Source organism: Streptomyces sp. GESEQ-35 (assembly GCF_017948485.1).
Classification (GTDB): Bacteria; Actinomycetota; Actinomycetes; order Streptomycetales; family Streptomycetaceae; genus Streptomyces.
This window is the reverse complement of record NZ_JAFFSX010000006.1, coordinates 115,641-138,142: the sequence shown is the minus strand read 5'-3', so window position 1 is coordinate 138,142 and position 22,502 is coordinate 115,641. Positions and strand designations below refer to the sequence as shown.

General features: G+C 71.0%; 22 protein-coding genes. 5 read left to right on the top strand and 17 right to left on the bottom strand.

The window, feature by feature from the left end; all coding sequences use genetic code 11:
• Positions 1–140: 140 nt before the first annotated feature.
• Both KCH87_RS14330 and soxR read right to left on the bottom strand, forming a co-directional pair.
• Positions 141–986 (bottom strand): LLM class flavin-dependent oxidoreductase, encoded by an 846-nt coding sequence (locus KCH87_RS14330; protein ID WP_210586442.1) that lies wholly within the window; start codon positions 984–986, stop codon positions 141–143.
• A 169-nt stretch (positions 987–1,155) separates the two neighbouring features.
• A complete protein-coding gene (gene soxR, locus KCH87_RS14325) occupies positions 1,156–1,629 on the bottom strand; it encodes a redox-sensitive transcriptional activator SoxR (protein WP_210586441.1) in 474 nt (157 codons plus the stop codon).
• A gap of 127 nt (positions 1,630–1,756) precedes the next feature.
• Here soxR and KCH87_RS14320 point away from each other — a divergent pair, with 127 nt between their 5' ends.
• Positions 1,757–2,218, top strand: coding sequence for a MaoC family dehydratase (locus tag KCH87_RS14320; protein ID WP_210586440.1), 462 nt, complete (start codon positions 1,757–1,759; stop codon positions 2,216–2,218).
• 21 nt (positions 2,219–2,239) lie between these two features.
• On the opposite strand, the gene KCH87_RS14315 is transcribed toward KCH87_RS14320, so the two are convergent.
• The 3 genes from KCH87_RS14315 to KCH87_RS14305 form a co-directional block, all read right to left on the bottom strand.
• Entirely contained in the window at positions 2,240–2,863 is a 624-nt protein-coding gene (locus KCH87_RS14315; RefSeq protein WP_210586439.1) for a TetR/AcrR family transcriptional regulator, read from the bottom strand.
• A 73-nt stretch (positions 2,864–2,936) separates the two neighbouring features.
• Positions 2,937–3,182, bottom strand: coding sequence for a YiaA/YiaB family inner membrane protein (locus KCH87_RS14310; RefSeq protein ID WP_210586438.1), 246 nt, complete (start codon positions 3,180–3,182; stop codon positions 2,937–2,939).
• A gap of 69 nt (positions 3,183–3,251) precedes the next feature.
• Complete coding sequence (locus tag KCH87_RS14305) at positions 3,252–4,403, bottom strand: acyl-CoA dehydrogenase family protein (protein WP_210586437.1); 1,152 nt, start codon at positions 4,401–4,403, stop codon at positions 3,252–3,254.
• Positions 4,404–4,497: 94 nt separating this feature from the next.
• Between KCH87_RS14305 and KCH87_RS14300 the strand changes: the two genes are divergently transcribed.
• From KCH87_RS14300 to KCH87_RS14290, 3 genes are all read left to right on the top strand, one after another.
• Complete coding sequence (locus KCH87_RS14300; protein ID WP_210586436.1) at positions 4,498–5,139, top strand: TetR/AcrR family transcriptional regulator; 642 nt, start codon at positions 4,498–4,500, stop codon at positions 5,137–5,139.
• Positions 5,140–5,286: 147 nt separating this feature from the next.
• A complete protein-coding gene (locus KCH87_RS14295) occupies positions 5,287–5,997 on the top strand; it encodes a helix-turn-helix transcriptional regulator (RefSeq protein WP_210586435.1) in 711 nt (236 codons plus the stop codon).
• 183 nt (positions 5,998–6,180) lie between these two features.
• Positions 6,181–7,128 (top strand): DMT family transporter, encoded by a 948-nt coding sequence (locus KCH87_RS14290; protein ID WP_210586434.1) that lies wholly within the window; start codon positions 6,181–6,183, stop codon positions 7,126–7,128.
• On the opposite strand, the gene KCH87_RS14285 is transcribed toward KCH87_RS14290, so the two are convergent.
• The 12 genes from KCH87_RS14285 to KCH87_RS14230 form a co-directional block, all read right to left on the bottom strand.
• Positions 7,120–8,442, bottom strand: a complete 1,323-nt coding sequence (locus KCH87_RS14285) for an MFS transporter (RefSeq protein ID WP_210586433.1) — start codon at positions 8,440–8,442, stop codon at positions 7,120–7,122. The two genes, KCH87_RS14290 and KCH87_RS14285, sit on opposite strands and share 9 nt — an antisense overlap.
• Positions 8,443–8,649: 207 nt before the next feature.
• Positions 8,650–9,732 (bottom strand): Zn-dependent alcohol dehydrogenase, encoded by a 1,083-nt coding sequence (locus tag KCH87_RS14280; protein ID WP_210586432.1) that lies wholly within the window; start codon positions 9,730–9,732, stop codon positions 8,650–8,652.
• A gap of 11 nt (positions 9,733–9,743) precedes the next feature.
• On the bottom strand, positions 9,744–11,132 hold the full coding sequence (locus tag KCH87_RS14275; RefSeq protein WP_210586431.1) for an aldehyde dehydrogenase family protein: 1,389 nt from the start codon (positions 11,130–11,132) through the stop codon (positions 9,744–9,746).
• Positions 11,133–11,227: 95 nt separating this feature from the next.
• Complete coding sequence (locus KCH87_RS14270) at positions 11,228–11,683, bottom strand: DUF3574 domain-containing protein (RefSeq protein ID WP_210586430.1); 456 nt, start codon at positions 11,681–11,683, stop codon at positions 11,228–11,230.
• A gap of 19 nt (positions 11,684–11,702) precedes the next feature.
• Positions 11,703–13,040, bottom strand: a complete 1,338-nt coding sequence (locus tag KCH87_RS14265; protein WP_210586429.1) for an ABC transporter ATP-binding protein — start codon at positions 13,038–13,040, stop codon at positions 11,703–11,705.
• 124 nt (positions 13,041–13,164) lie between these two features.
• Positions 13,165–13,869 (bottom strand): class F sortase, encoded by a 705-nt coding sequence (locus KCH87_RS14260; RefSeq protein WP_210586428.1) that lies wholly within the window; start codon positions 13,867–13,869, stop codon positions 13,165–13,167.
• Entirely contained in the window at positions 13,856–14,488 is a 633-nt protein-coding gene (locus KCH87_RS14255) for a hypothetical protein (protein ID WP_210586427.1), read from the bottom strand. The genes KCH87_RS14260 and KCH87_RS14255 overlap by 14 nt, the downstream gene beginning before the upstream one ends.
• 100 nt (positions 14,489–14,588) lie before the next feature.
• Entirely contained in the window at positions 14,589–15,824 is a 1,236-nt protein-coding gene (locus KCH87_RS14250) for an MFS transporter (protein ID WP_210586659.1), read from the bottom strand.
• Positions 15,825–15,865: 41 nt separating this feature from the next.
• Entirely contained in the window at positions 15,866–17,269 is a 1,404-nt protein-coding gene (locus tag KCH87_RS14245; protein WP_210586426.1) for a CitMHS family transporter, read from the bottom strand.
• A gap of 133 nt (positions 17,270–17,402) precedes the next feature.
• Positions 17,403–19,667, bottom strand: coding sequence for a molybdopterin oxidoreductase family protein (locus KCH87_RS14240; RefSeq protein WP_210586425.1), 2,265 nt, complete (start codon positions 19,665–19,667; stop codon positions 17,403–17,405).
• A 130-nt stretch (positions 19,668–19,797) separates the two neighbouring features.
• Positions 19,798–20,415, bottom strand: coding sequence for a TetR/AcrR family transcriptional regulator (locus KCH87_RS14235; RefSeq protein ID WP_210586424.1), 618 nt, complete (start codon positions 20,413–20,415; stop codon positions 19,798–19,800).
• A gap of 52 nt (positions 20,416–20,467) precedes the next feature.
• A complete protein-coding gene (locus KCH87_RS14230) occupies positions 20,468–21,013 on the bottom strand; it encodes a hypothetical protein (RefSeq protein WP_210586423.1) in 546 nt (181 codons plus the stop codon).
• 154 nt (positions 21,014–21,167) lie between these two features.
• Here KCH87_RS14230 and hmgA point away from each other — a divergent pair, with 154 nt between their 5' ends.
• Entirely contained in the window at positions 21,168–22,484 is a 1,317-nt protein-coding gene (gene hmgA, locus KCH87_RS14225) for a homogentisate 1,2-dioxygenase (RefSeq protein WP_210586422.1), read from the top strand.
• Positions 22,485–22,502: the final 18 nt, after the last annotated feature.

The following is a 22,502-nucleotide window of genomic DNA, read 5'->3' as shown; positions in this document are numbered from 1 at the left end:
TCGACGGCGCGGAAGGAACGCGATCCGGGTGCTCCCCGCTTTTGCGACGGGGTCAGCCCGCGGCGTCCAGTTTGCGACGGGGTCAGCCCGCGGCGTCCAGCGGTCCGGGGCAAAGCCTGTCCGTCACCTGCGTGCCGCCGTCACAGGACGTCCGCGAGGCGGTCCACCTGGTCCGGGTCGAGGCCGTGGCAGTACAGCATGACCTCGTCGGCGCCGAGGTCGGTGAAGCCGGTGATCGCCTCGCGGATTTCGGTCGGCGTGGTGAGCATTCCGGCCACCATCCGGTCGGCCATGCCGGTGAAGGCGTAGTACGCGTGCATGGCGGCCTGGGCGTCGTGGACCACGTCGTCGGGGCCGAGCGCGACGTTGACCTGCGCGACGATACGCGGTTCGCCGTCGCGGTCGTACTCCTTCCAGAACCTGCGGGCGGTGTCGAACAGGCCGCCTGCCCAGGAGAGCGCCGCGGCGGCCAGGAAGCCGTCGCCCCAGCGCGCGACGCGTTCGATCGCGGCGGGCTTGAAGCCGCCGAAGAGCACCTCGGGACCGTCGGGCCGGGCGGGCGCGGGGCCGATCGGGCCGACGCCGTCGCCGTACGGCTCGCCGGACCACAGGCGGCGCATGACCGCCATCTGCCCGTCGAGGCGCCGGCCCCGGGTGCGTTTGTCGGTGCCGGTGGCCTGGTGGTCGTCGTCCCGGCCGCCGACGCCCAGGCCGAGGACCAGGCGGCCACCGGTCATCCGGTCCAGGGTGGCGGCCTGCTTGGCGAGGAGGGCGGCGTCGCGCAGCGGGGCGAGCAACACCTCGGTCTGGACGCGGATGCGGGAGGTGGAGCCCGCGAGGACGGCGAGCGCGACCAGGGGTTCGGGGTTGTGGAAGACGAGCCGGTCGAGCAGACCGAGCGTGCTGAAGGGCCCGGCGTCGGCGCGCTGGGCCCAGGTGAGCAGGGTGGCCGGGTCGCCGATGGGCAGGCCGATACCGACGTTCATGACAGAGACCTCCGAAGGGAAGGGTCGACAAAGACAGCTGCCGCCCTTCCGGCACCTCAGTGAGGCGGACGCTCCCGCTCTGCGGCGTGCTTCTGGGGAACGTCTCGTCGAAGTGATCTCACCCTAGGGAGAGTTGGCCCGGCAGGACAAGCCGATTTCCTGGGGGCCACTACTCGGTCTGCCTCCCGCCGCGTTCCACCATCAGGCGTGATCCCGCGCGGCGTTCGCCGAAGGCGTCGTCCGGGTTGGACAGGACGCAGGTGTCCAGGGAGAGGCAGCCGCAGCCGATGCAGTCGGTCAAGTGGTCGCGCAGACGGTTGAGTTGCTTGATCCGCTCGTCCAGTTCGGAGCGCCAGGCCTCGGACAGATGGGCCCAGTCGTCCTTGGTGGGGGTGCGTTCCTCGGGGAGTTCGGCCAGGGCGTCACGGATGGTGGCCAGGGGGATGCCGACGCGTTGGGCCGCGCGCACGAAGGCGACCCGGCGGAGGGTGTCGCGGGTGTAGCGGCGTTGGTTGCCCGCTGTGCGGCGGCTGGCGATCAGGCCCTTGGACTCGTAGAAGTGCAGGGCGGAGACGGCGGCGCCGCTGCGGGCGGCGAGCTGGCCGACCGTGAGCTCGTGGATCTTCTCGTGAATCTGGGGCACCCCTCGAAGACTACCCACCTGCGACTCCCTTGGGCCGTGAGCCTCGGGTCCGTTGACAGAGGGCCCGCGGCCGACCATGCTAAGCAGTTGCTTAGGTTGGGCACATTGCTACGCGAGAGGCCGGGACATGGCAGAGCCGAGGATCTTCACGTCCGTCGACGAACTGAAGGCGGCGGTGGGCGAGCAGCTGGGGTACACCGACTGGCTGGAGGTCGACCAGAAGCGGATCGACCTGTTCGCCGAGGCCACGGGCGACCACCAGTGGATCCACGTCGACCCGGAGAAGGCGGCGACGGGCCCCTTCGGCACCACCATCGCGCACGGCTATCTCACCCTGTCGCTGCTCCCCCTCTTCGGACCGCAGCTGATCAAGGTCGAGGGCGTGAAGATGGGCGTCAACTACGGGACGAACAAGGTTCGTTTCCCCGCGCCGGTGCCGGTCGGCTCGCAGCTGCGCGCCACCGCAAAGATCAGCGCCGTGGACGAGGTGACCGGCGGCGTACAGGTGGCCGTCGCCTTCACCGTGGAGCGCGAGGGCGGCGACAAGCCGGTCTGCGTCGCCGAGTCGGTGTCCCGCTACTACCTCTGAGCCGAGGGCCGGTCCGGCGGGCTACTTCACGCCCACCATCCGCAGCACGAGGTCGGCATAGAGCGCGCCGACCTCGTCGGGGGTCCACGGACCGTCGATGTTGAACCAGCGGGCGACGTCGATGCAGAGCGACAGCACCGCGAGCGTGGTGCCCTGCACGTCGAGGACGTCGAACTCGCCCGCGGCCACACCGTCCTGGATGATCCCGCGCACCTCGGCGTCGCACTGACGACGCAGTGCGACGATCTCCGCGCGGGCCTCGGGGCCGAGCGAGTCCAGTTCGTACTGCACGACCCGTGCGGTGGTGCGCCCCCCGGCGTGCCAGCGCACGAAGGAGCTCACGGCGTCGGCGAGCCGCTCCGTCGCACTGCCCTCGCGCCGCGCCGCCGTACGCAGGATGTCGAGTGCCTTCTCGTGGCCGATCCGGCTGATGCGGTGGAGCAGCTCTTCCTTGGTCTTGTAGTGGATGTAGAGCGCGGCCGGGCTCATGCCGGCGCGGCCCGCGATGTCACGGGTCGTCGTGGCGTGATAGCCCCGTTCGGCGAAGGCCTCCACGGCGGCGATCAGCAGCCGCCGTGCCGCGTCCGGCGTGACCTCGCCCCACGCCTGCGGTTCGCCGCCGGCCGTCTCCTCCGCCGTACTCATCGCTCGTTCGCCCCTCTCACTGGCAAGGAGAACACCATACCGCTCAAGGTGAGCGAGCGCTTAGTGTGCCCGCTCAGAGCTTTTCGAACGGGTGGTACGCGCGGTTCTCCGCTTCCTGCCGGTCCCTGATCACCTTGGCGAGGGTGAAGGCGGAGGTAACGAGGTACAGGACGGCGATGGCAAGGAAGGCACGCACCCAGACATCGGCCTCCAGCTGGAAGATGCCGATCGCGGTGGCAGCCATGGCGACGACGAAGGAGGCGACCGCCTGGCCGTAGAAGGCGGCCGTGTTCTGCTGCTTGCCCGGTGTGTCACTCATGGGACAAGCGTCGGCGGATGTGGGGCGCGCCACATCCGCCGGGGTACTCAGAGACGCACGGAGCCGTACTCAGAAGGCCGAAACACCCGTCAGTGCCCGGCCGATGACCAGCTTCTGGATCTGGCTGGTGCCCTCGTAGAGGGTCATCACGCGGGCGTCGCGCAGCAGCTTGCCCACCGGGTACTCGTCGATGTAGCCGTAGCCGCCGAAGACCTGGAGGGCGTTGTTGGCGGCGCGGACGGCGGCCTCCGAGGCGAACAGCTTGGCCGTGGAGGACTCGGTGGCGAAGGACAGGCCGCGGTCGATGAGGTCGGCGACCCGCCAGGTCAGCAGCCGTGCGGCGTCGACGTCGACCGCGATATCGCTGATCAGCTCCTGTACGAGCTGATGGTGGGCGATGGTCCTGCCGAACTGCTCGCGCTCGGTGGCGTACGTCACCGCCGCGTCCAGCGCCGCCTGCGCTATGCCGACACAGCCCGCCGCCACCGACATCCGCCCCTTGGCCAGCGCCGACATGGCGACCGCGAAGCCCTTGCCCTCGGGGGCGATCATCGCGGAGGCGGGGACCCGGACGTCCTGGAGGACGAGTTCGGCGGTGGCCTGACCGCGCAGGCCGAGCTTGCCGTGGATGGTGCGGCGGGTGAGACCGGGCGTGGCGGTCGGCACGAGGAACGCGGAGACGCCCTTGTGGCCGGGCGCGTCCGTGGAACGGGCGAAGAGCAGGACGACGTCGGCCCAAGTGCCGTTCGTGATGAACATCTTGGTGCCGTTGATGACGTAGTCGTCGCCGTCCCGGACGGCACGGGTGGCGAGGTTGCCCGCGTCGGAGCCGGTGCCCGGTTCGGTGAGGCCGAAGCAGCCGACGTACTCGCCGGAGGTCAGCCCCGGCAGCCAGCCGCGCTTCTGCTCCTCGCTCCCCCAGGCGGCGATGGTCTTGGCGACCAGGCCGAGCGAGACCGACACGATGCCGCGCACCGACGAGTCACCGCGGCCGAGCTCCTCCGTCACCAGGCAGTACGCGAGATGATCGCCGCCGCTGCCGCCGTACTCCTCGTCGATCGTCAGGCCCAGGAAGCCGACCGCGGCCAGCTTCTTCACGATCGCCCGGTCCACTTCCTCGGCGCGGTCCCAGGTGATGACGTTCGGGGTGATCTCGCGGTCCACGAAGTCCCGGGCGAGCTGTCGGACGGCGGTCTGCTCCTCGCTGAGCTCCAGATTCATGCCGAAGTCACCCCTGCCGGAAGGCCGTACCTTGAAGACCGTACATTTAAATTAGCACTGCTAGTTTCTGCTTCGCAGCCCTACTATGTGCGCCATGGCCCGACCGCGCAAGCCCCTCCTCAGCACCGACCGGATCGTCGACACCGCACGGGCGCTCGTGGACGCGGAGGGCCTCGCGGCGGTCTCGACCCGCCGGCTCGCCGCCCAGCTCGGGGTGAGCGGCCCGTCGCTCTACAACCACTTCCGGACGAAGGACGAGATCCTGGAGGCGGTCGCCGACTCGGTGAGCGCCCAGGTCGATCTGTCGATGTTCGACGACGGCCGGGACTGGCGGACCGCACTGCACGACTGGGCCGTCTCCTACCGGGCCGCGCTGCGCGACCACCCGAACATCGTCCCGGTGCTGGCACAGGGCCCCGGCCGCCGGCCGGCCGGGCTGCGCCTCGCCGACGCCGTCTACGGCGCGATGGTCGAGGCGGGCTGGCCGCCCGCGCAGGCCACCTCGATCGGTGCGCTGATGCGGTACTTCATCATGGGCTCCGCGCTCGGTTCGTTCGCCGGGGGCTTCGTGGACGACGCGAGCGCGTACGACCCCGCCGACTATCCCCACCTCGGACAGGCGCACCTTCTCGCCGAACAGCAGGAGAAGATCGACGAGCGGGCCTTCGAGACGGGGCTGAGCGCTCTGCTGGACGGCTTGGTGCAGCAGTACGAACAGGCCAAGCGCACGACCTGAGTGGCAACGCCCCGATAGGGGCGCGGGGAACTGCGCGACCAGCCACGACGGGCCCGCAGACAAACGACGGCCCATCACAGCACCCCCCGCGGAGCGCCCAGCACACTTCGGTGCACGCCGAAGTGTCCGTGGCCCATCCTGGAACGCATGACCGCCAAAGACGCCCGCGCACCGCAGCTGGCCCGGCTCGCCGGGCTCGTCGCCGACGAGACACGCGCCGCATGTCTGCTCGCGCTGCTCGACGGACGGGCGTGGACAGCCGGTGAACTGGCCCGGCACGCGGGTGTCGCCGCGTCGACGCTGAGCGAGCACCTGGGCAAGCTCGTCGCGGGCGGACTGCTCGCGGAGGAGCGGCAGGGGCGGCACCGGTACGTCCGGCTGGCCGACTCGCAGATCGCGGAGCTGGTGGAGGACCTGGCCGCGCAGGTCGCACCGGAGGCGGCCCAACGCCCGCGCACGCTCCGGGAGTCGACCGCCGGGTCCGCGATGGCCCGCGGCCGCACCTGCTACGACCACCTGGCGGGACGGCTCGGCATCACGCTCACCGACGCGCTGACCGAGCGCGGACTGCTGAGCCAGGACACCGGATTCGCGCTCACGGAGGCGGGGTTGCGCTGGTTCGACTCCGTCGGCATCGGGCTCGCCCGCAAGGGACGGCGTCCGCTGGCGCGTGGGTGCCTCGACTGGACCGAGCGCCGTTCGCATCTCGCGGGCGTGGCGGGGGCGGCGCTGTGCCGGCACACCCTGGATGCGGGCTGGTGTGTGCGGATCGGCTCCGAGCGGGCCGTGAAGGTGACTCCGTCGGGGGAGCGGGCGCTGGGGGAGCTGCTCGGTATCTCGGCGGGGGCGTTGCGGTGAGGTGGGCGGCTATGGGGGTGGGGGCTTTGTCGTCTGCCGGGTGCGGGCTCGTGGGGGCTGGTCGCGCAGTTCCCCGCGCCCCTATCGGGGCGCTGCAGTGACCCGTGCGAATCCGCTGGCGTGCCGATCTCACCGTCCGAAATACGCGAGCCTCACCAATCCGCCTCTCCTAGCCTATGGAGCATGATGAACGCATCCCCTGGCCGCCGTACGGAGCTGCTCGCCGCCGGTGCCGCCACCGTAACCGTCATACTCTGGGCCTCCGCCTTCGTTTCCATCCGCAGCGCGGGTGAGGAGTACTCACCGGGTGCGCTGGCGCTCGGGCGGCTGCTGGCGGGAGCGTTCACGCTGGGGATCTTCTGCCTCGTACGACGAGAGGGGTGGCCGCCGCGGGCGGCGTGGCCCGGGATCGCGATATCGGGGCTGCTGTGGTTCGGCTTCTACATGGTCGCCCTCAACTGGGGCGAGCAGCAGGTGGATGCCGGTACCGCTGCCCTGGTCGTGAACATCGGCCCGATCCTCATCGCCCTGCTCGGCGCGCGACTGCTCGGTGACCCGATGCCGCCTCGGCTGCTGGCGGGCATGGCGGTGTCGTTCGCGGGTGCGGTGACCGTGGGGCTGTCGATGTCGAGCGGGGGCGGCTCGTCGGTGCTCGGAGTGGTGCTGTGTCTGCTGGCCGCCGTCGGTTACGCGAGCGGGGTGGTGGCGCAGAAGCCCGCGCTCGGGCGGGCGAGCGTGCTCCAGGTGACGACGTTCGGGTGTCTGGTCGGGGCGGTGGCCTGTCTGCCGTTCGCCGGGCAGCTGGTGGCGGACGCGGCCGACGCCCCGTTGTCGGCGACGCTCAACATGGTCTATCTCGGTGTGTTCCCGACCGCGCTGGCCTTCACGACCTGGGCGTACGCCCTGGCCCGTACGACAGCCAGCCGGATGGGCGCGACCACGTACGCCGTCCCCGCCCTGGTCGTCCTGATGTCGTGGCTGGCGCTCGGCGAGGTGCCGGGGCTGCTCACGCTCGCGGGCGGGGCGCTGTGTCTGGCGGGTGTGGCGGTGTCGCGGTCGCGGGCACGGGCTGTGGCGCCGGAGGCGGTGCCGCCGGCGCCACAGCCCGAACGGGCCTCGGACTCAGCGTGAACGCGCCCTGTCCGCAAGGACCTTGATGGACAGCAGCGCGACGACGGAGAGCCCGATGATGTAGGCGGACACCGCCATCGACGTGCCCGTGGCCTCCAGGAGCAGCACCATCACGAAGGGCGCGAGGCCACCGCCGCACACGGCCGCGATCTGGTAGCCGAGGGAGGCGCCGGTGTACCGCATCTCGGGCGTGAACAGCTCGGCGAACAGGGCGGCCTGAGGGCCGTACATGATGCTCAGGAAACAGCTGGCGACGAACGTGCCGACGGCCAGCCACAGCAGTGAGCCGGTGTCGATGAGCAGGAACAGCGGTACGGCCCACAGCGCGATGCCGGCCGCGCCGAACGCGTAGATCCTGATCCGGCCGACGCGGTCGGACAGGGCGGCGGACGCGGGGATGAGGATCAGCTGGGTGAGGCTGACGCAGAGGGAGACCGTGAGCACCGCGCTGCGCTTCATGTCGAGTTCGCGGGTCGTGTAGTCGAGGACGCCGGTGATGAGGATGTAGAAGGTCGCGGTGTTCACGGCGAAGGAGCCACCGGCGAGGAGGACCGTGCCGAGGTGGTTGCGGAGGATCGAGCGCAGCGGGGAGTTCTGCTCCGACTTCTCCTTCTCGGCCAGCGTCTTCTCCGCCGCGCGGAATTCGGGGGTCTCCTCGACGCGGGTGTGGATGTACCAGGCGAGGGCGAGGACGAACAGGCCGATCAGGAACGGGATGCGCCAGCCCCAGGCCGCGAACGCCGACTCCGAGGTGAAGGCGCCGGCCAGCAGGAAGACGGTGTTGGCGGTCACCACGCCGATGGGGACACCGAGCTGGACGACGCTGCCGTAGACACCGCGCTTGCCCTCGGGGGCGTACTCGGTGGCCAGCAGCATCGCGCCGCCCCACTGGGCGCCGACGGCGACGCCCTGCGCGACGCGGAGGGTGACGAGGAGGATCGGGGCGGCGACGCCGATCGTCTCGTACGTCGGGAGCAGGCCGATGCCGGTGGTGGCGACGCCCATGAGCGTGAGCGCGAGGACCAGCATCGGCTTGCGGCCGCGCTGGTCGCCGAGCTGGCCCGCGACGATGCCGCCGATGGGGCGGGCGAGGAAGCCGACGGCGAAGGTGGCGAAGGCGGCGAGCACTCCGGCGGTGGAGTTGCCGGCCGGGAAGTACAGATCGCCGAGGACGAGGGCGGCGGCGATACCGAAGACGAAGTAGTCGTACCACTCGACGGCCGAGGCGAGGGCGGCGGCGGTGGCGACGCGGCGCCGGTTGACCGTGGGGAGGGCGGTCGTGGGGAGGGGATGAGCGGATGGGGCCATGTCCATGCGTGCACGCTCCGGTGGGTGCGAGGGGGACGTTCCCGGGAACGTACTGACCGGACGGTATGGGGTCAACGGTCTTGCGCGTGGTTTATCGCGGCGCAGGTTGCGTGGGGTGCGGGTGGTGCTGGGGGCGCTGCCCCCAGACCCCCGCATCGGCCTGAACGGCCTCGTCCTCAATCGCCGGACGGGCTGGGATTTGCTGACCGGCGCCTAGAACACCACCAGCGCCCGTCCGCCCTTCCCCGCCAGCATGTTCTCGAACGCCGCCGGGATCCCGTCCAGCGCGATCCGCTCCGTCACCAGCGCTCCCAGGTCCAGCCGGCCGGCGCGGATGTGCTCGGCGAGGACCGGGAGGTCCTTCGAGGGGTCCGAGTTGCCGTAGACGCAGCCGGACAGGGTGCGGCCCCAGTGGAAGATCTCCAGGGCGTTGAAGGTGACCTGCTGGTCCTTGCCGCCGATGCCCACGACCGTGGTACGGCCGCCGCGGCGGGTGGAGTCCCAGGCCGTGCGGATGGTGGTCGCGCGGCCCACGCATTCGACGGCGACATCGACGCCCTGCTTGCCGGTCAGGGCGCGGATCTCGCGGGCCGTCGTGTCGGAGGCGACGACGTAGTCCGTGGCGCCCGCGCCGCGCGCCAACTCCTCCTTCTCCGGGGAGACATCGACCGCGATGATCTTCGACGCGCCCGCGATGCACGCCGCCTGGAGTGCCGCGAGGCCCACTCCCCCGACGCCGTACACCGCCACCGTCTCCCCCGGCCGGACCCGCGCGGAGTGGTGGACGGCACCGTAGCCGGTGAGGACGGCGCAGCCGAGGAGCGCCGCGTCGGTCAGGGGGATGCCCTCCGGGAGCGGGAGGGCGCAGGACGCGGAGACGACCGTTTCCTCGGCGAACGCGCCCACGTTCAGGCCGGGGTGGAGGTCGGTGCCGTCGGAGGTGCGCCGGGCGTGGATGTCGGCGGCGCCGTTCAGGGCGTTGGCGCACAGCCAGACCTCGCCGAGTGCGCAGGCGTGGCAACCGCCGCAGGACGGTGCCCAGTTGAGGACGACGCGATCGCCGGGTGCGAGGTGGGTGACCTCGGCGCCCACGGCGACGACCGTCCCGGCGCCTTCGTGGCCGAGGACGGCCGGGACCGGTACCCGCATGGTGCCGTTGGACAGGGACAGGTCGGAGTGGCAGACGCCGGCGGCGGCCAGGCGGACGCGGATGCCGCCCGGGCCGGGGTCGGGCAGGTCGATCTCGGTGATCTCCAGCGGGGAGCCGATGGCGGGCAGGACGGCGGCGCGAACCATGTGCGGGCTCCTCAGAACTGCAGGGACTTGGTCTGGAGGTACTCGGCCAGGCCGTGTGTGCCGAGTTCCCGGCCGACGCCCGACTGCTTGTAACCGCCGAAGGGCGCAAGGGGGTTGAAGCGGCCGCCGTTGATGTCGACCTGCCCGGTCTCCAGTCGGCGCGCGAAGGCCACCGCCTCCGTCTCGTCGGCCGCCCAGACGGCGCCGGCGAGGCCGTAGACCGTGCCGTTGGCGATCCGCACGGCGTCGTCCTCGTCCTCGTACCGGATGATCGACAGGACCGGTCCGAAGATCTCCTCCTGGGCGATCGTCATGTCGGGGTCGACGTCGGCGAAGACCGTGGGGGCGACGAAGTAGCCCTGCTCACGCGGGGATCCGGCGCCGCCCGCGACGAGGCGGGCGCCCTCCGCGACGCCCTTCTCGATGTAACCGCGCACCCGTGTCCGCTGCTTGGCGCTCACCACGGGACCGATGCGGTCGCCGTACTTGGCGGCGGCCGTCGCGGCCAGCTCCACCGCCTCCTCGTACTGCTCCCGGTGGACCAGCATCCGGGTCCACGCGCTGCACGTCTGGCCGGAGTTGGACATCACGTTGGCGACGCCGACGTTGACGGCCCTGGCGAGGTCGGCGCTCGGGAGGATGACGTTGGCGGACTTGCCGCCCAGCTCCAGGGCGACCTTCTTGACGGCCGCGCCGGCCGTCGCGCCGATCTGCCTCCCTACGGCGGTGGAGCCGGTGAAGGAGACCAGGTCGACGCCGGGGTGCTCGGCGAGGGCCTGGCCCGCGACCGGGCCGAGGCCGGTGACGAGGTTGAGGACACCGGCCGGGATCCCGGCCTCGTGGCTCGCCTCGGCGAAGAGCTGGGCGACGAGCGGGGTGTCCTCGGCGGGCTTCAGCACCACCGTGCAGCCGGCCGCCAGCGCCGGGGCGACCTTGGCGACGATCTGGTGGAGCGGGTAGTTCCAGGGCGTGATCGCGCCGACCACGCCGATCGGCTCGTGGAAGACGGTCGAGTTGCCGACCTTCTCCTCGAAGGAGTACGTCGCCGCCAGCTCGGCGTACGAGCCCGCGACCGCGATGGGCACGGCGGCGTGGACGTTCTCGGAGAACTTCGGCGGCGAGCCGAGCTCGGCCGTGACCGTCTCCGCGATCTCGTCCTTGCGGGCCGCGAGGGCGTCCCGGAGAGCGCCCAGACGGGCGGCCCGTTCGGCGGGCGGGGTCGCGGCCCAGCCCGGGAGGGCGGCACGGGCGGCCCGTACGGCGGCGTCGACGTCCTCGGCGGTGCCGGCCGGGACCCGGCCGATGACCTGCTCGTCGGCCGGGTTCACGACCTCGATCACGTCCTGGCCGGCGGCGGGGCGCCAGGCGCCGTCGATGTACATGCCGTCGTGTGCCTTCATCGTGCTTCCTCCCGGGCGGGGCCATGTGGTCCGAGCACCTAAACTAGCGATGTTAGTTTTCGTTTCGCCAGGGGGTGCCTCGGATCCCCGTCCGATCAGAAGTCGACCTGGGCCCGATCGTCAACCCTGCCCACGGACTCCTGGCCGAAGGCCTTCTCGTAGTCCCGGCGGATCTCCTCGATCTTGCGGTCGCCGGCGCCCGCCTCCGCCAGCGGATACAGCAGGATCAGCTCGTACGACCGCTCCTTCTCGATCGTGCCGCTCGCGTCCTTCCACTGCCCGCGCCCGCTCTGCACGGTCAGCCCGTTCGGGAAGCCGGGCGTGACCTCCTTGTCGATGAACGCCATGAACTGCCGGTCGGTGACGGCCGGACCGCCGTCCGGGCGCGCCGTACCGAAGAAGAGCTGGGTCTCGACGTACGGCTCGCCACGCTGCGGTGCGGCGGAGGCCGTCCCGTCGTCGAGGGAGGCGTACGCGGTCGGCGTACCGACGGCGAGCAGCAGACCGGCAACGGCGAACGCGGCCTGGGTGCGGGTGAGTTGGAGATTCATGCCCCCATGGTCGCGGGCCTCACTCCTCCAAGTCCGGCAAACGCGCCGGAGCCGGGCAGATCCGCTCGCCGTGCTGGTCGAAGACGAACAGGTGGGCGATGTCGACCAGAAGGGGGACCTGCATTCCGTGCCGGAGTTCGATGTCCGGGGTGGTCCGGACGATGAGGTCGCCGGGGAGGCGGCCGTCGGGCGGCGCGGGGTCGGGGGATGCGCCCGCCGGATGCTCCAGGACCACCACCGGGCCGGCCCGCCGGGCGCCCGCGCGCTCCCGGAGACGGTCCAGAACCGTGCCGCCCTGGCGGCGCCGGCGACGGACCGGGCGAGCCGGGCGCGGGGCCTCCAGCTCGGGTACGACGGCCGGCCGGGAACCCGTGTTGAAGTGGACGAGGACCTCGTGCCCCTGGAACTCCACGTGCTCCACCAGACCGGTGAGCACCGCCTCGCCGGGGCGGGCGGACGCCGGTTTGGCGATGCGGATGGCCTCTGATCGCAGACCGACGATGACCTCCCGCCCCTGCTGGACGCGGAGCAACTGGTGGTCCAGGCACAGAGGTTCGGGCAGCCGCAGATACTGCTTGCCGAGGCTGATGGTCATCGCGCCGTCGAGCGGGGCGCGCACCAGGCCGCGCAGGAGGTTGATGCGCGGGGTGCCGATGAAGGCGGCGACGAAGACGTTGCGGGGCAGCGCGTACACCGAGCGCGGGGTGCCGACCTGCTGGAGGAGGCCGCCGCGCAGGACGGCGACCCGGTCGCCCAGCGACATGGCCTCGGCCTGGTCGTGGGTGACGTACACCGTGGTGACGCCCAACTCGCGGGTGAGGGCGGAGATTTCGGCCCTCAGGTGGTTGCGGAGCTTGGCGTCGAGGTTGGACAGCGGCTCGTCCATCAGGAAGGCGGAGGGGTGCCGGGCGATGGCGCGGCCCATGGCCACACGCTGGCGTTCGCCGCCGGAGAGCTGGCCGGGGAAGCGGTCGAGGAGGTCCTCGATGCCCAGCATGCGGGCGGTGGCGTCCACACGCGGGCGCGGATCCGCGCCGGGCGCCTCGATGCGCAGCGGGAAGCCGATGTTGTCGCGGCTGGTCATGCTCGGGTACAGGGCGAAGTTCTGGAAGACCATCGCCATGTCCCGTCCGGACGGCGGCAGCTCATTGGCGTACTCGCCATCGAGCAGCAGCTCACCCTCGGTGATCTCCTCCAGACCCGCGATCATTCTGAGCACGGTGGACTTGCCACACCCGGACGGTCCGAGCAGGACCAGGAACTCGCCGGGCTCGATGTCCAGCGACAGCCGGTCCACCACGCGCACACCGCGCTGGTAGACCTTGCTCACGTCGTGCAGAGATATGGCGCGTGTCATGACAGGGTGCCCCCGAGGGCTCACTCGTGCGCTGGTGCTCCGCGGTCGATAAGCCCCGTTCGGGTCGAACGGGGCTGTGGGTCACGGAAGTTAACGGAATGTGCGCGTTCGGGGAAGAGGTCGGTCACTTCGTCGCGGTCAGGTGGGCGAAGACCACCACGTTGCTGGTGTAGCCCGTCCGTCGGCTGAAGAGGCCACCGCAGGTGATCACGCGGAGTTCCGGACGTCGAGTCGGGCCGTAGACCTCCTTGTCGGGGAAGCCGGCCTTGTCGAAGACCTTCACCCGGTCCACGGTGTAGACGGCGGTACGGCCGTCCGCGCGCCGCGCCTCGATCGGTTTGCCGGGCTTGACCGAGGCGAGCCCGGCGAAGACGGCGCGGCCGGTCTTGGTGTCGCGGTGGCCGACCGCGATCGCGGTGCCGGACTCACCGGGCGTGGCGCCGCCCTCGTACCAGCCGACGAGCTTCGGCTTGTCGATCGGTGGTGTCTCCAACTCCCGTTCCTTGGTGAGCCCGAGGGCCGTGATCGGGGCGTTGATGCCGAGGTACCGGATGCGGAGGGACATCGGGCGGGACCGGGGCAGCGGGCGGGGAGGATGCGTGGCGCGGGCCGAGGGAGCGGCGCGGGACGGGCGGGCGTCCGCCTCGGTGTCACGCCCGGCGGCCGTCACGGTGTCACGGCCGGTGGCCGCCTCCGCAACGGTCGGTGCGCCGTGTCCGTCGCACCGGACCACCACCGCCACCAGGACGGCCGTGAGCAGGGCCGTCCTGGCAAGGCGGTAGGCACGGGTCCGGTACCAGGGCCTGCGTCTGCGCCTACGCGGCACCATGGGGCCGGCGGCGGATCACCCGGAAGTACACGGCGCCACCGACGGCGACCAGGCCGACGGCCGCCGCGGCGGCCACCGGCGCGAACGCGGCCGCGGTGTCGACGAGACCGCCACCGCCCGCGTGCACACCGCCCCTCGGGCCGTTGTGGTCGCCCGGACCCCATGCCGCGTCGTTGCGCTGGTGATCCTCGATGTGGTTGTTGTCGCGGCAATTGACGCGGAAGACCTTCTCCTTGGGGGCTCCCAGGACGATCCAGGTGACCTTGTACTGTCCGTCCGCCAGCCCCAGCGCGTCGGTATGACCGGCGCCCCCGCCGAGCTGGATGGTGCCGGCGACGGTGGCGGCGGCGGGCAGCGGAGGCTGCGGCGTGATCGTGTAGGCGATGGCGGGGAGAACGTCGAAGTTGACGGCGTCGAGGTAGAACTTGCAGACCACCGCGTCTTCCTTCGAGACCCCGTAGGGCACGCCCACGCGGTGGATCCTGATGTCGCCGTTCTCTCCCTGGGCCGACGCGGTAGGCGCCGCCACCCACGACGCGCCCGCCGCGGCGAGGGCGGTGAGGACGACTGTGGCGCCCGCGCGGGCGCGGAAGGTACGTGGGGGTGTCAGGGTGGGCATGCGCGGTCCTCCGATTCAGACGATTTTCATACAAATCGCTCTTTCGGTTGGACTCTCCTGTATATGCACGGCGACTCGCCGCACGAAGCCCGGCGCGTCGTCAGATATCACTCGTCCGGCGCAATCCCGGGCGTTTCGGCCGCTCACGCTCGGCCGGCCCGTCCCCTTCGGGACGCCCCGGCGACCGCAGCGCAACCCCCGCCGACACCAGCAACAGCGCCCCCAGCATCACGAACGGCGCCGCCACACCCGCGATTCCGGCGATCAGGCCGGCCGTCGCGGGGGCGGCGACCTGGCCGAGACGGTTGCCGGTCAGCCGGAGAGCGAGGGCAGTGGAACGGGCGCCGTCGGGGGCCGCCTGGACGACCGTCGTCATGGACAGCGGCTGGCCGACGCCGAGGCAGAAGCCGAGGGCGATGAGGATCAGGGCCAGCGCCCACACCGGCACCGGCAGCGCGATGCCCGCGCACAGCACGGCCGCCAGCACACAGGTGAGGGTCAGCAGCAGCGTTCGGCCCAGCAGTTTCAGCAGCGGCGTCAGCACCAGACGGCATGCGATCGTGGCCGCGGCGCGAAGGCTGAGCAGCACACCGACGACCGACGGCGCGATGCCCCGGTGCTCGCCGACGACCGGCAGATAGGCGGTGAGGATGTCGGTCGCGGACAGCACGGAGAGGCTGATGAGGATGCCCGCGGGCACACCCCGGGCACGCAGGATGCGCTGCACGGGGACGCGTTCGCCTTGCGCGGTACGGGACTTGGCGGCCGTACGGTGCTCTATGCGCCACAGCGACGTGAAGGCGACCGCCGCCCCGGCACCCGCGGCCAGCAGTGCGAGCGCGCTGCTGCCTGCCATGTCGTGGCCGCCGATCAGCGCGCCCGCCGCGATCGGGCCGACCAGCTGGCCGAGTGAGGCGCCGATGGTGAAGTGACCGAAGTTGCGGTCCTGTTCGTGCGGGGCGGACTGGCGGGCGACGAGCGACTGGGCGCCGATGACGAAGGACAGATGGCCGAGGCCCATCACGCCGCTCCACAGCGCCATCGTCACCAGTGAGTCGGCCACACCGCTCAGCGCGCATCCGCCGGCGATGAGGACGACGCCCACGGGCAGCAGGGGCGCGCAGCGTCCGTGGTCGGTACGGCGGCCCAGCGGTACGGCGGCGAACAGCGGGAGCAGGGCGTACACACCCGCGATGACGCCGATCGCCCGCTCGTCGGCGCCCAGCGCGAGGGCCCGGTAGGAGACGGCGGGCCGGGCCATCGACACCGCCCCCTGCGCGAAGCTGAAGGCGATGACGAGGCGGAGCAGCCAGCCGCGGTTCCCACCGGGCGCCATGTTCAAGTCCTCCATGGAACTGGATCAGACATGGAAGTGGATCAGATGATTCCGAAGAGGATCCCTGCCCCGAGGATGATGAGGCATGTGAGCGCCGCCCACTTGACCACGAACTTCGTGTGGTCGCCGAACTCCACCTTGGCCATGCCCACCAGGACGTACACCGCCGGGACGAGCGGGCTCGACATGTGCAGCGGCTGGCCGACGAGCGAGGCGCGGGCCATCTCCAGTGGTGTGACGCCGTGCGCCGCGCCGGCCTCGGCGAGGACCGGGAGGACGCCGAAGTAGAAGCCGTCGTTCGACATGAAGTAGGTGAGCGGGAGGCTCAGGACGCCGGTGACGAGGGCCATGTGCGGGCCCATGCCCTCGGGGATGACGTCCACCATCCAGCGGGCCATGTGGTCGACCATGCCGGTGCCCTGGAGGACGCCGGTGAAGACGGCGGCGGCGAAGACCATGCCGGAGACGTTGAGGACGTTGTCGGCGTGGGCGGCGAGCCGGGCCTTCTGGTCGGGGATGTGCGGGAAGTTCACGGTGAGCGCGAGCGCGGCGCCGAGCAGGAACAGCACCGGGATCGGCAGCCACTCCATGATCATGGCGGTGAGCAGGGTGAGCGTGAGCAGCGCGTTGAACCAGTAGAGCTTGGGGCGCAGGGTGGCCCGGTTCGGGTCGAGGACCTGGAAGCGCTCTTCGTCGCCGTCCTCGGCGTCGGTGCCGGAGCCGGAGGCGCCGGTTGCCTTGCCCGGGCCGGATCCACCGGAACCGGCGCCCACGAGAACCGTCTCGGTCTCCTCGACCTTCTCCTCGACCAGGACCTCGTCGAGAGTGAGCACCCCGAGCCGCTTGCGCTCGCGCTTGCCGAGGACGTACGAGAGGACGAAGACGCCGAGGAGACCGACGGCGAGGGCCGGGATCATCGGGACGAAGATGTCGCTGGCGTCCAGCTTGAGGGCGGTGGCGGCGCGGGCGGTCGGGCCGCCCCACGGCAGGGTGTTCATCACGCCGTTGGCCATCGCGGCGACACCGGTCATGACGACCAGGCTCATCTTGAGGCGCTTGTACAGCGGGTACATCGCCGAGACCGTGATCATGAAGGTGGTCGAGCCGTCGCCGTCGAGCGAGACGATGGCGGCGAGTACGGCGGTGCCGACGACGATCCGCATCGGGTCGGCCTTGCAGAACTTGAGGATCCCCCGGACGATCGGGTCGAAGAGCCCGACATCGATCATCACCCCGAAGTAGACGATCGCGAACATGAGCATCGCCGCGGTCGGGGCGAGGCTCGTGACGCCGTCGATGACGTAGTCACCGAGGTTGGCGCCCTTGCCGACAAACACGCAGAAGAGTGCGGGTATGAGCACGAGCGCCGCGATCGGCGACATCTTCTTCATCATGATCAGGACCAGGAAGGTCGCGATCATGGCGAAGCCGAGGATGGTCAACATGAGTGGATACCTAACGTTCGCCCTTGAACTCCCACCGGAGTCGGCAGTGCGATGACGTTAGGTCCCGTCGAACGGCGTTAACAAGACGTTGACATGCGAGCAATAAGCGCAAAACTCCTGGTCACGGCTTTGCTCAGGTCAGCGAGGTGAGCTTTTCGGTCACGGCTTCGGTCACGGCGGCGATTTCCACGGGCACTCCGTTGAGGACCGCGTTGCCCGAGAGCGGGTCGAGCAGGCTGCCGTCGAGGAGCTGGTTGACGTTGACCCCGGGGTCGGCCGAGGCGTGGCCGAGCCGGGTGCCGGGCCGGTCGTGGCCCCACCCGTGCGGCAGGCTGACCACGCCCTGGCGGACGCCGTCGGTGACCTCGGCGGGGGCGGTCACCTCTCCCCCGGCGCCCTTCACGCGCACGGGCGCTCCGTCGCGCACGCCGAGGCGTTCGGCGTCGGCCGGGTGGATGTGCAGGGTGCAGCGGTTGGTGCCGCCGGTGAGGGCGGGGACGTTGTGCATCCAGCTGTTGTTGGAGCGGAGGTGACGGCGGCCGATCAGGACGAGTCCGTCGGGCCGGTCGTCGAGGGCTCGCCGCAGCCGGGGCAGGTCGTCGGCGATGGGCCGCGGCAGCAGCTCGACCTTGCCGCTCCTGGTCTTCAGCGGCTGCGGCAGGCGCGGACGCAGCGGTCCGAGGTCGATGCCGTGCGGGTGGGCGAGGAGCTTGTCCAGGGTCAGACCGTCCGGTCGGGCGCCGAAGCCGTCGCCGTAGGGGCCGAGGCGCAGCATCATGTCGAGCCGCCGCTCGGCGCCGTTCTCGCCGGTGAGCCGGTCCGCCAGTTCCTCGGGGTCACTGCCGTGCACGGGAGAGTGGGGCTCCTTGACGGCCTTGCCCAGGGTCTGCTGTACGACCAGCGCGTCCACGGCCGCGGGATCGGCGCCGTGCATGCCGGTCGCCGCGAGGGTCAGCCGGGCGAGGATCTCGCTCTCGGCCATGCGGCCGGGCTCCAGCGGGACGGCGGCGCGGGTGTAGCGGACCTGGTTGCGCACGGCGAGGGTGTTGAAGGCGAAGTCGTGGTGCGCGCTCTGGGAGGGCGGGGGCGGCGGCAGGACGACGTCGGCGTGGCGTGAGGTCTCGTTGAGATAGGGGTCGACGCTGACCATGAAGTCCAGCGAGTCGAGGGCCTTGTCGAGCCGGTCGCCGTCGGGGGCGGACAGCACCGGGTTGGCTGCGACCGCGATCAGGGCCCGGATCGGCTCGCCCTCGGGCGTCGCGGTGTCGATCTCCTCGGCGAGCGCGGACAGCGGCAACTCCCCCTTGGCCTCGGGGTGTTCACTCACCCGGGAGTGCCAGCGGGCGAGCGCGAAGCCACGGCCGGGCCCGGCGGGGCGCGGGGCCTTGTCGGTGGCCGCCTGCGGGAAGAGGGCGCCGCCGGGCCGGTCCAGGTTGCCGGTCAGGATGTTGAGGACGTCGACCAGCCAGCTGGCGAGGGTGCCGTGCGGGACCGTGCAGCTGCCGATGCGTGCGTAGACGGCGGCGGTGGGGGCGGCGGCCAGCTCGCGAGCGAGGGCGCGGATGACGTCGGCGTCGATGTCGCAGGCGGCGGTGACGGCTTCGGGGGTGAAGTGCCGTACGGCGTCCTGGAGTTCCGTGACCCCCTGCACGTGGGGCTCGAGGTCGCCGAGATCGACGAGGTTCTCCTCGAAGAGCACGTACGTCATCGCCGCGAGCAGCAGGGCGTCCGTGCCGGGCCGGATCGCGAGGTGGCGGTCGGCGAGTTTGGCGGTGCGGGTGCGGCGCGGATCGATGACGGTGAGGGTGCCGCCGCGAGCCTTGAGGGCCTTGAGCTTGCCGGGGAAGTCGGGGGCGGTGCACAGACTCCCGTTGGATTCCAGGGGGTTGGCGCCGATGAGGAGCAGGTGGTCGGTGTGGTCCAGGTCGGGCACGGGGATCGCGAGGGCGTCGCCGTAGAGGAGACCGCTGGAGACGTGCTTGGGCATCTGGTCGACCGTGGAGGCGGTGAACAGGCTGCGGGTGCCGAGTCCGGCGAGCAGGACCGGCGGGTAGAGGGCGCCGGCCATGGTGTGGACGTTGGGGTTGCCGAGGACGATACCGACGGAGTTCGCGCCGTACCGCTCGACGACGGGTCGGATACCGGCCGCGACGGCGTCGAACGCCTCCTGCCAGGTGGCCTCGCGCAGTTCGCCGTCCTTGCGGACGAGGGGCGTGCGCAGCCGGTCGGGGTCGCCGTCGACGGCGCCGAAGGAGGCGCCCTTCGGGCAGATGAACCCCTTGCTGAACACATCGTCGCGATCACCGCGGGCGCCGGTGACACGGCTGTCCTCGATGGTGAGGGTCAGCCCGCAGGTGGCCTCGCACAGGGGGCAGATTCGCAGGGCGGTGCGGGACACGGGTCCTCCCGGAGGCGGCGGCAGCGATGACGCACGGACTGCCGTCGAGCATACCGACCGGTATGCACGAGGGGGAGGGTCCGCCGGGGGTGAGGTCGGAAACCCGCGAGGGCCGGAAGATCGCGGGCGCTCAGTCCAGGACTCGCGCCAGATACGCCCGCAGCAGCTCCCGCGCCTCGTCGATGATCTTCTCGTCGCCCCCAGGGGCCACCCGGAAGGCCAGGTGGACGAGGGTGTCGGCGGTTTCCACGGCGATGAGGAAGGTGCGCCGCAGGTCGTCGTCGGGGGTGCGGTCCAGGTAACCGGAGAGCATTTCGGTCAGCCGGTCGGCCACGCGGTGGTTGGGTTCGGCGTGTCGCGCGCCGACCGGGATCTGGTTGCCGAAGTCGACCAGGGAGAAGCCGGGCGCGGTGCGCTTCATGGCGAGGTACTCGTCGAGGACGGCGTCCATCGCGGCCCGCCAGCCCCCTTCAGTGATCTCCATGAGGCGCTCGGTGACGCGTTCGGTGTAGCGCTCGAGGTTGCGCTGGGCGAGCGCGTCGGCCATCTGGCGCTTGTTGCCGAAGAAGCGGTACACGGAGCCGATGGGGACGCCCGCGCGCTGGGCGACGGCGCGGGTGCTCAGGTCGTCGTAGCCGACCTCGTCGAGGAGGTCGGCGCAGGCGTCGAGAATCCTGGTCAGCCGTTCGGCGCTGCGCCGCTGGATCGGCGCACGACGGAGCGATGTCGCATGGGGCACGGGTTTCATGATGCCTGTCCGCCGGGATGCAGTGAACCTCGCCCCCCGTTGTCCGGCACCCTCACCGTCCGGCGGGTGCGCTCGTGGACGTCGTCGGCCCCGATTGCGACGCCGTGACGTCGGCCGTGCTCTCGACGGGTTCGCCGTCGACCGCCCACACCGTGCCGTCGTCGGCGTAGAGCCGGGCGGTGACCTGGTGCGTGCCGCGCGGGACGAGGCCGGCCGGGAGACGGTACGCGGAGGTGCGCAGCCGGGCGACACTGCGGCCGTCCACGAAGAGCTGAGCGAGACCGCGGCCGGGCACCGCCTCGGCTTTCGCACCGGGCGGCGAGAAGCGGAAGTTGCGGATCGTCAGGCGTACGTCCCAGCCCTCGTCGGCGTCCGGCTGCACCTCGACGCCGACCTCGGGTGCGTCCTCGCCGTCGACCTCACGGAGGTGCCGCCCTTCGGCGTCGGTGTCGTCGAGGAGTTCGCCGACCGGTGACATCGACTCCCCGTTCTTCTGGTTCTTCCGCTCGCCCGCGTCACCGGAGCCGCAGCCCGCCGCTCCGACCAGGAGCAGGACACAGACCGCGAGCGCTGCGAGCAGTGCGCGCGTCCACGACATGGCGGCGAGAGTAGAACACCGGTCCGACACCTCGAATCCCCCTGGAGTCTGGTTCTCGCCGTACTCCGGGAGGAGGTCGTGCGGACCTCTTGCGCCCGCGAAACCGCAATCCTATGGTGAAGCATAGGATTCGGTCGGCAAGGGAGCAGAGATCATGAGCGGGGACCTACGGAAGACCGCCGAGGGACTGACCTACCTCTCCGGTTTCGGCAATGAGCACAGCTCCGAGGCCGTCCCGGGCGCCCTGCCCGAGGGCCGTAACTCGCCCCAGCGCGCCCCGCTCGGGCTGTACGCGGAGCAGCTCAGCGGCACGGCGTTCACCGAGCCCCGCGCCCACAACCGCCGCTCCTGGCTGTACCGGATCCGCCCCTCGGCCGCGCACCCGGCGTTCACACGCACCGAGAACGGCGCGATCCGTACGGCGCCCTTCGCGGAGTCGGTGCCCGACCCGAACCGGCTGCGCTGGAACCCCCTGCCGGAACCCGAGGCGGGCACGGACTTCGTACGGGGCATGTGGACCCTGGGCGGCAACGGCGACGCGACCCAGCGCACCGGCATGGCCGTGCACCTCTATCACGCCAATGCCTCCATGGACCGCGTCTTCAGTGACGCCGACGGCGAGCTGCTGATCGTGCCGGAACACGGCGGGCTGCTGCTGCGCACGGAGTTCGGGCTGCTGCATGTGGAGCCGGGACATGTGGCGCTGGTTCCTCGTGGGGTGCGCTTCCGTGTGGAGCTGCTGGATGCCTCGGCCCGCGGCTATGTGTGCGAGAACTACGGAGCGCCCTTCCAGCTCCCCGACCTCGGCCCGATCGGCGCCAACGGGCTGGCCAACGCCCGGGATTTCCGTGCCCCCGTCGCCGCCTACGAGGACATCGAGGGCCCGGTCGAGGTGGTGAACAAGTTCTGCGGGAACCTCTGGACGACCACCTACGACCACTCCCCCCTCGATGTCGTCGCCTGGCACGGCAACCATGTGCCGTACTCCTATGACCTGCGCCGCTTCAATGTGATCGGCACCATCAGCTACGACCACCCGGACCCGTCGATCTTCACGGTGCTGACGTCGCCGTCCGACACCCCGGGCCTGGCGGGCGTGGACTTCGTGGTGTTCGCGCCGCGCTGGCTGGTGGGCGAGGACACGTTCCGGCCGCCGTACTTCCACCGCAATGTGATGAGCGAGTACATGGGGCTCGTCGAGGGGGCCTACGACGCGAAGGCGGAGGGCTTCGTGCCGGGCGGCGGTTCGCTGCACAACATGATGTCGGCGCACGGGCCGGACCGGGAGACCTTCGACCGGGCGAGCGCCGCCGAGCTGCGGCCGCACAAGGTCGACGACGGGCTGGCGTTCATGTTCGAGACCCGCTGGCCGGTGACACTGACCGAGCACGCGGCCGGGGCGGAGCATCTGCAACGCGGCTACGACGACGTGTGGCAGGGCCTCGAACGTCACTTCCGCCCCTTGCACTGACGATTGCCTGCCGGTACG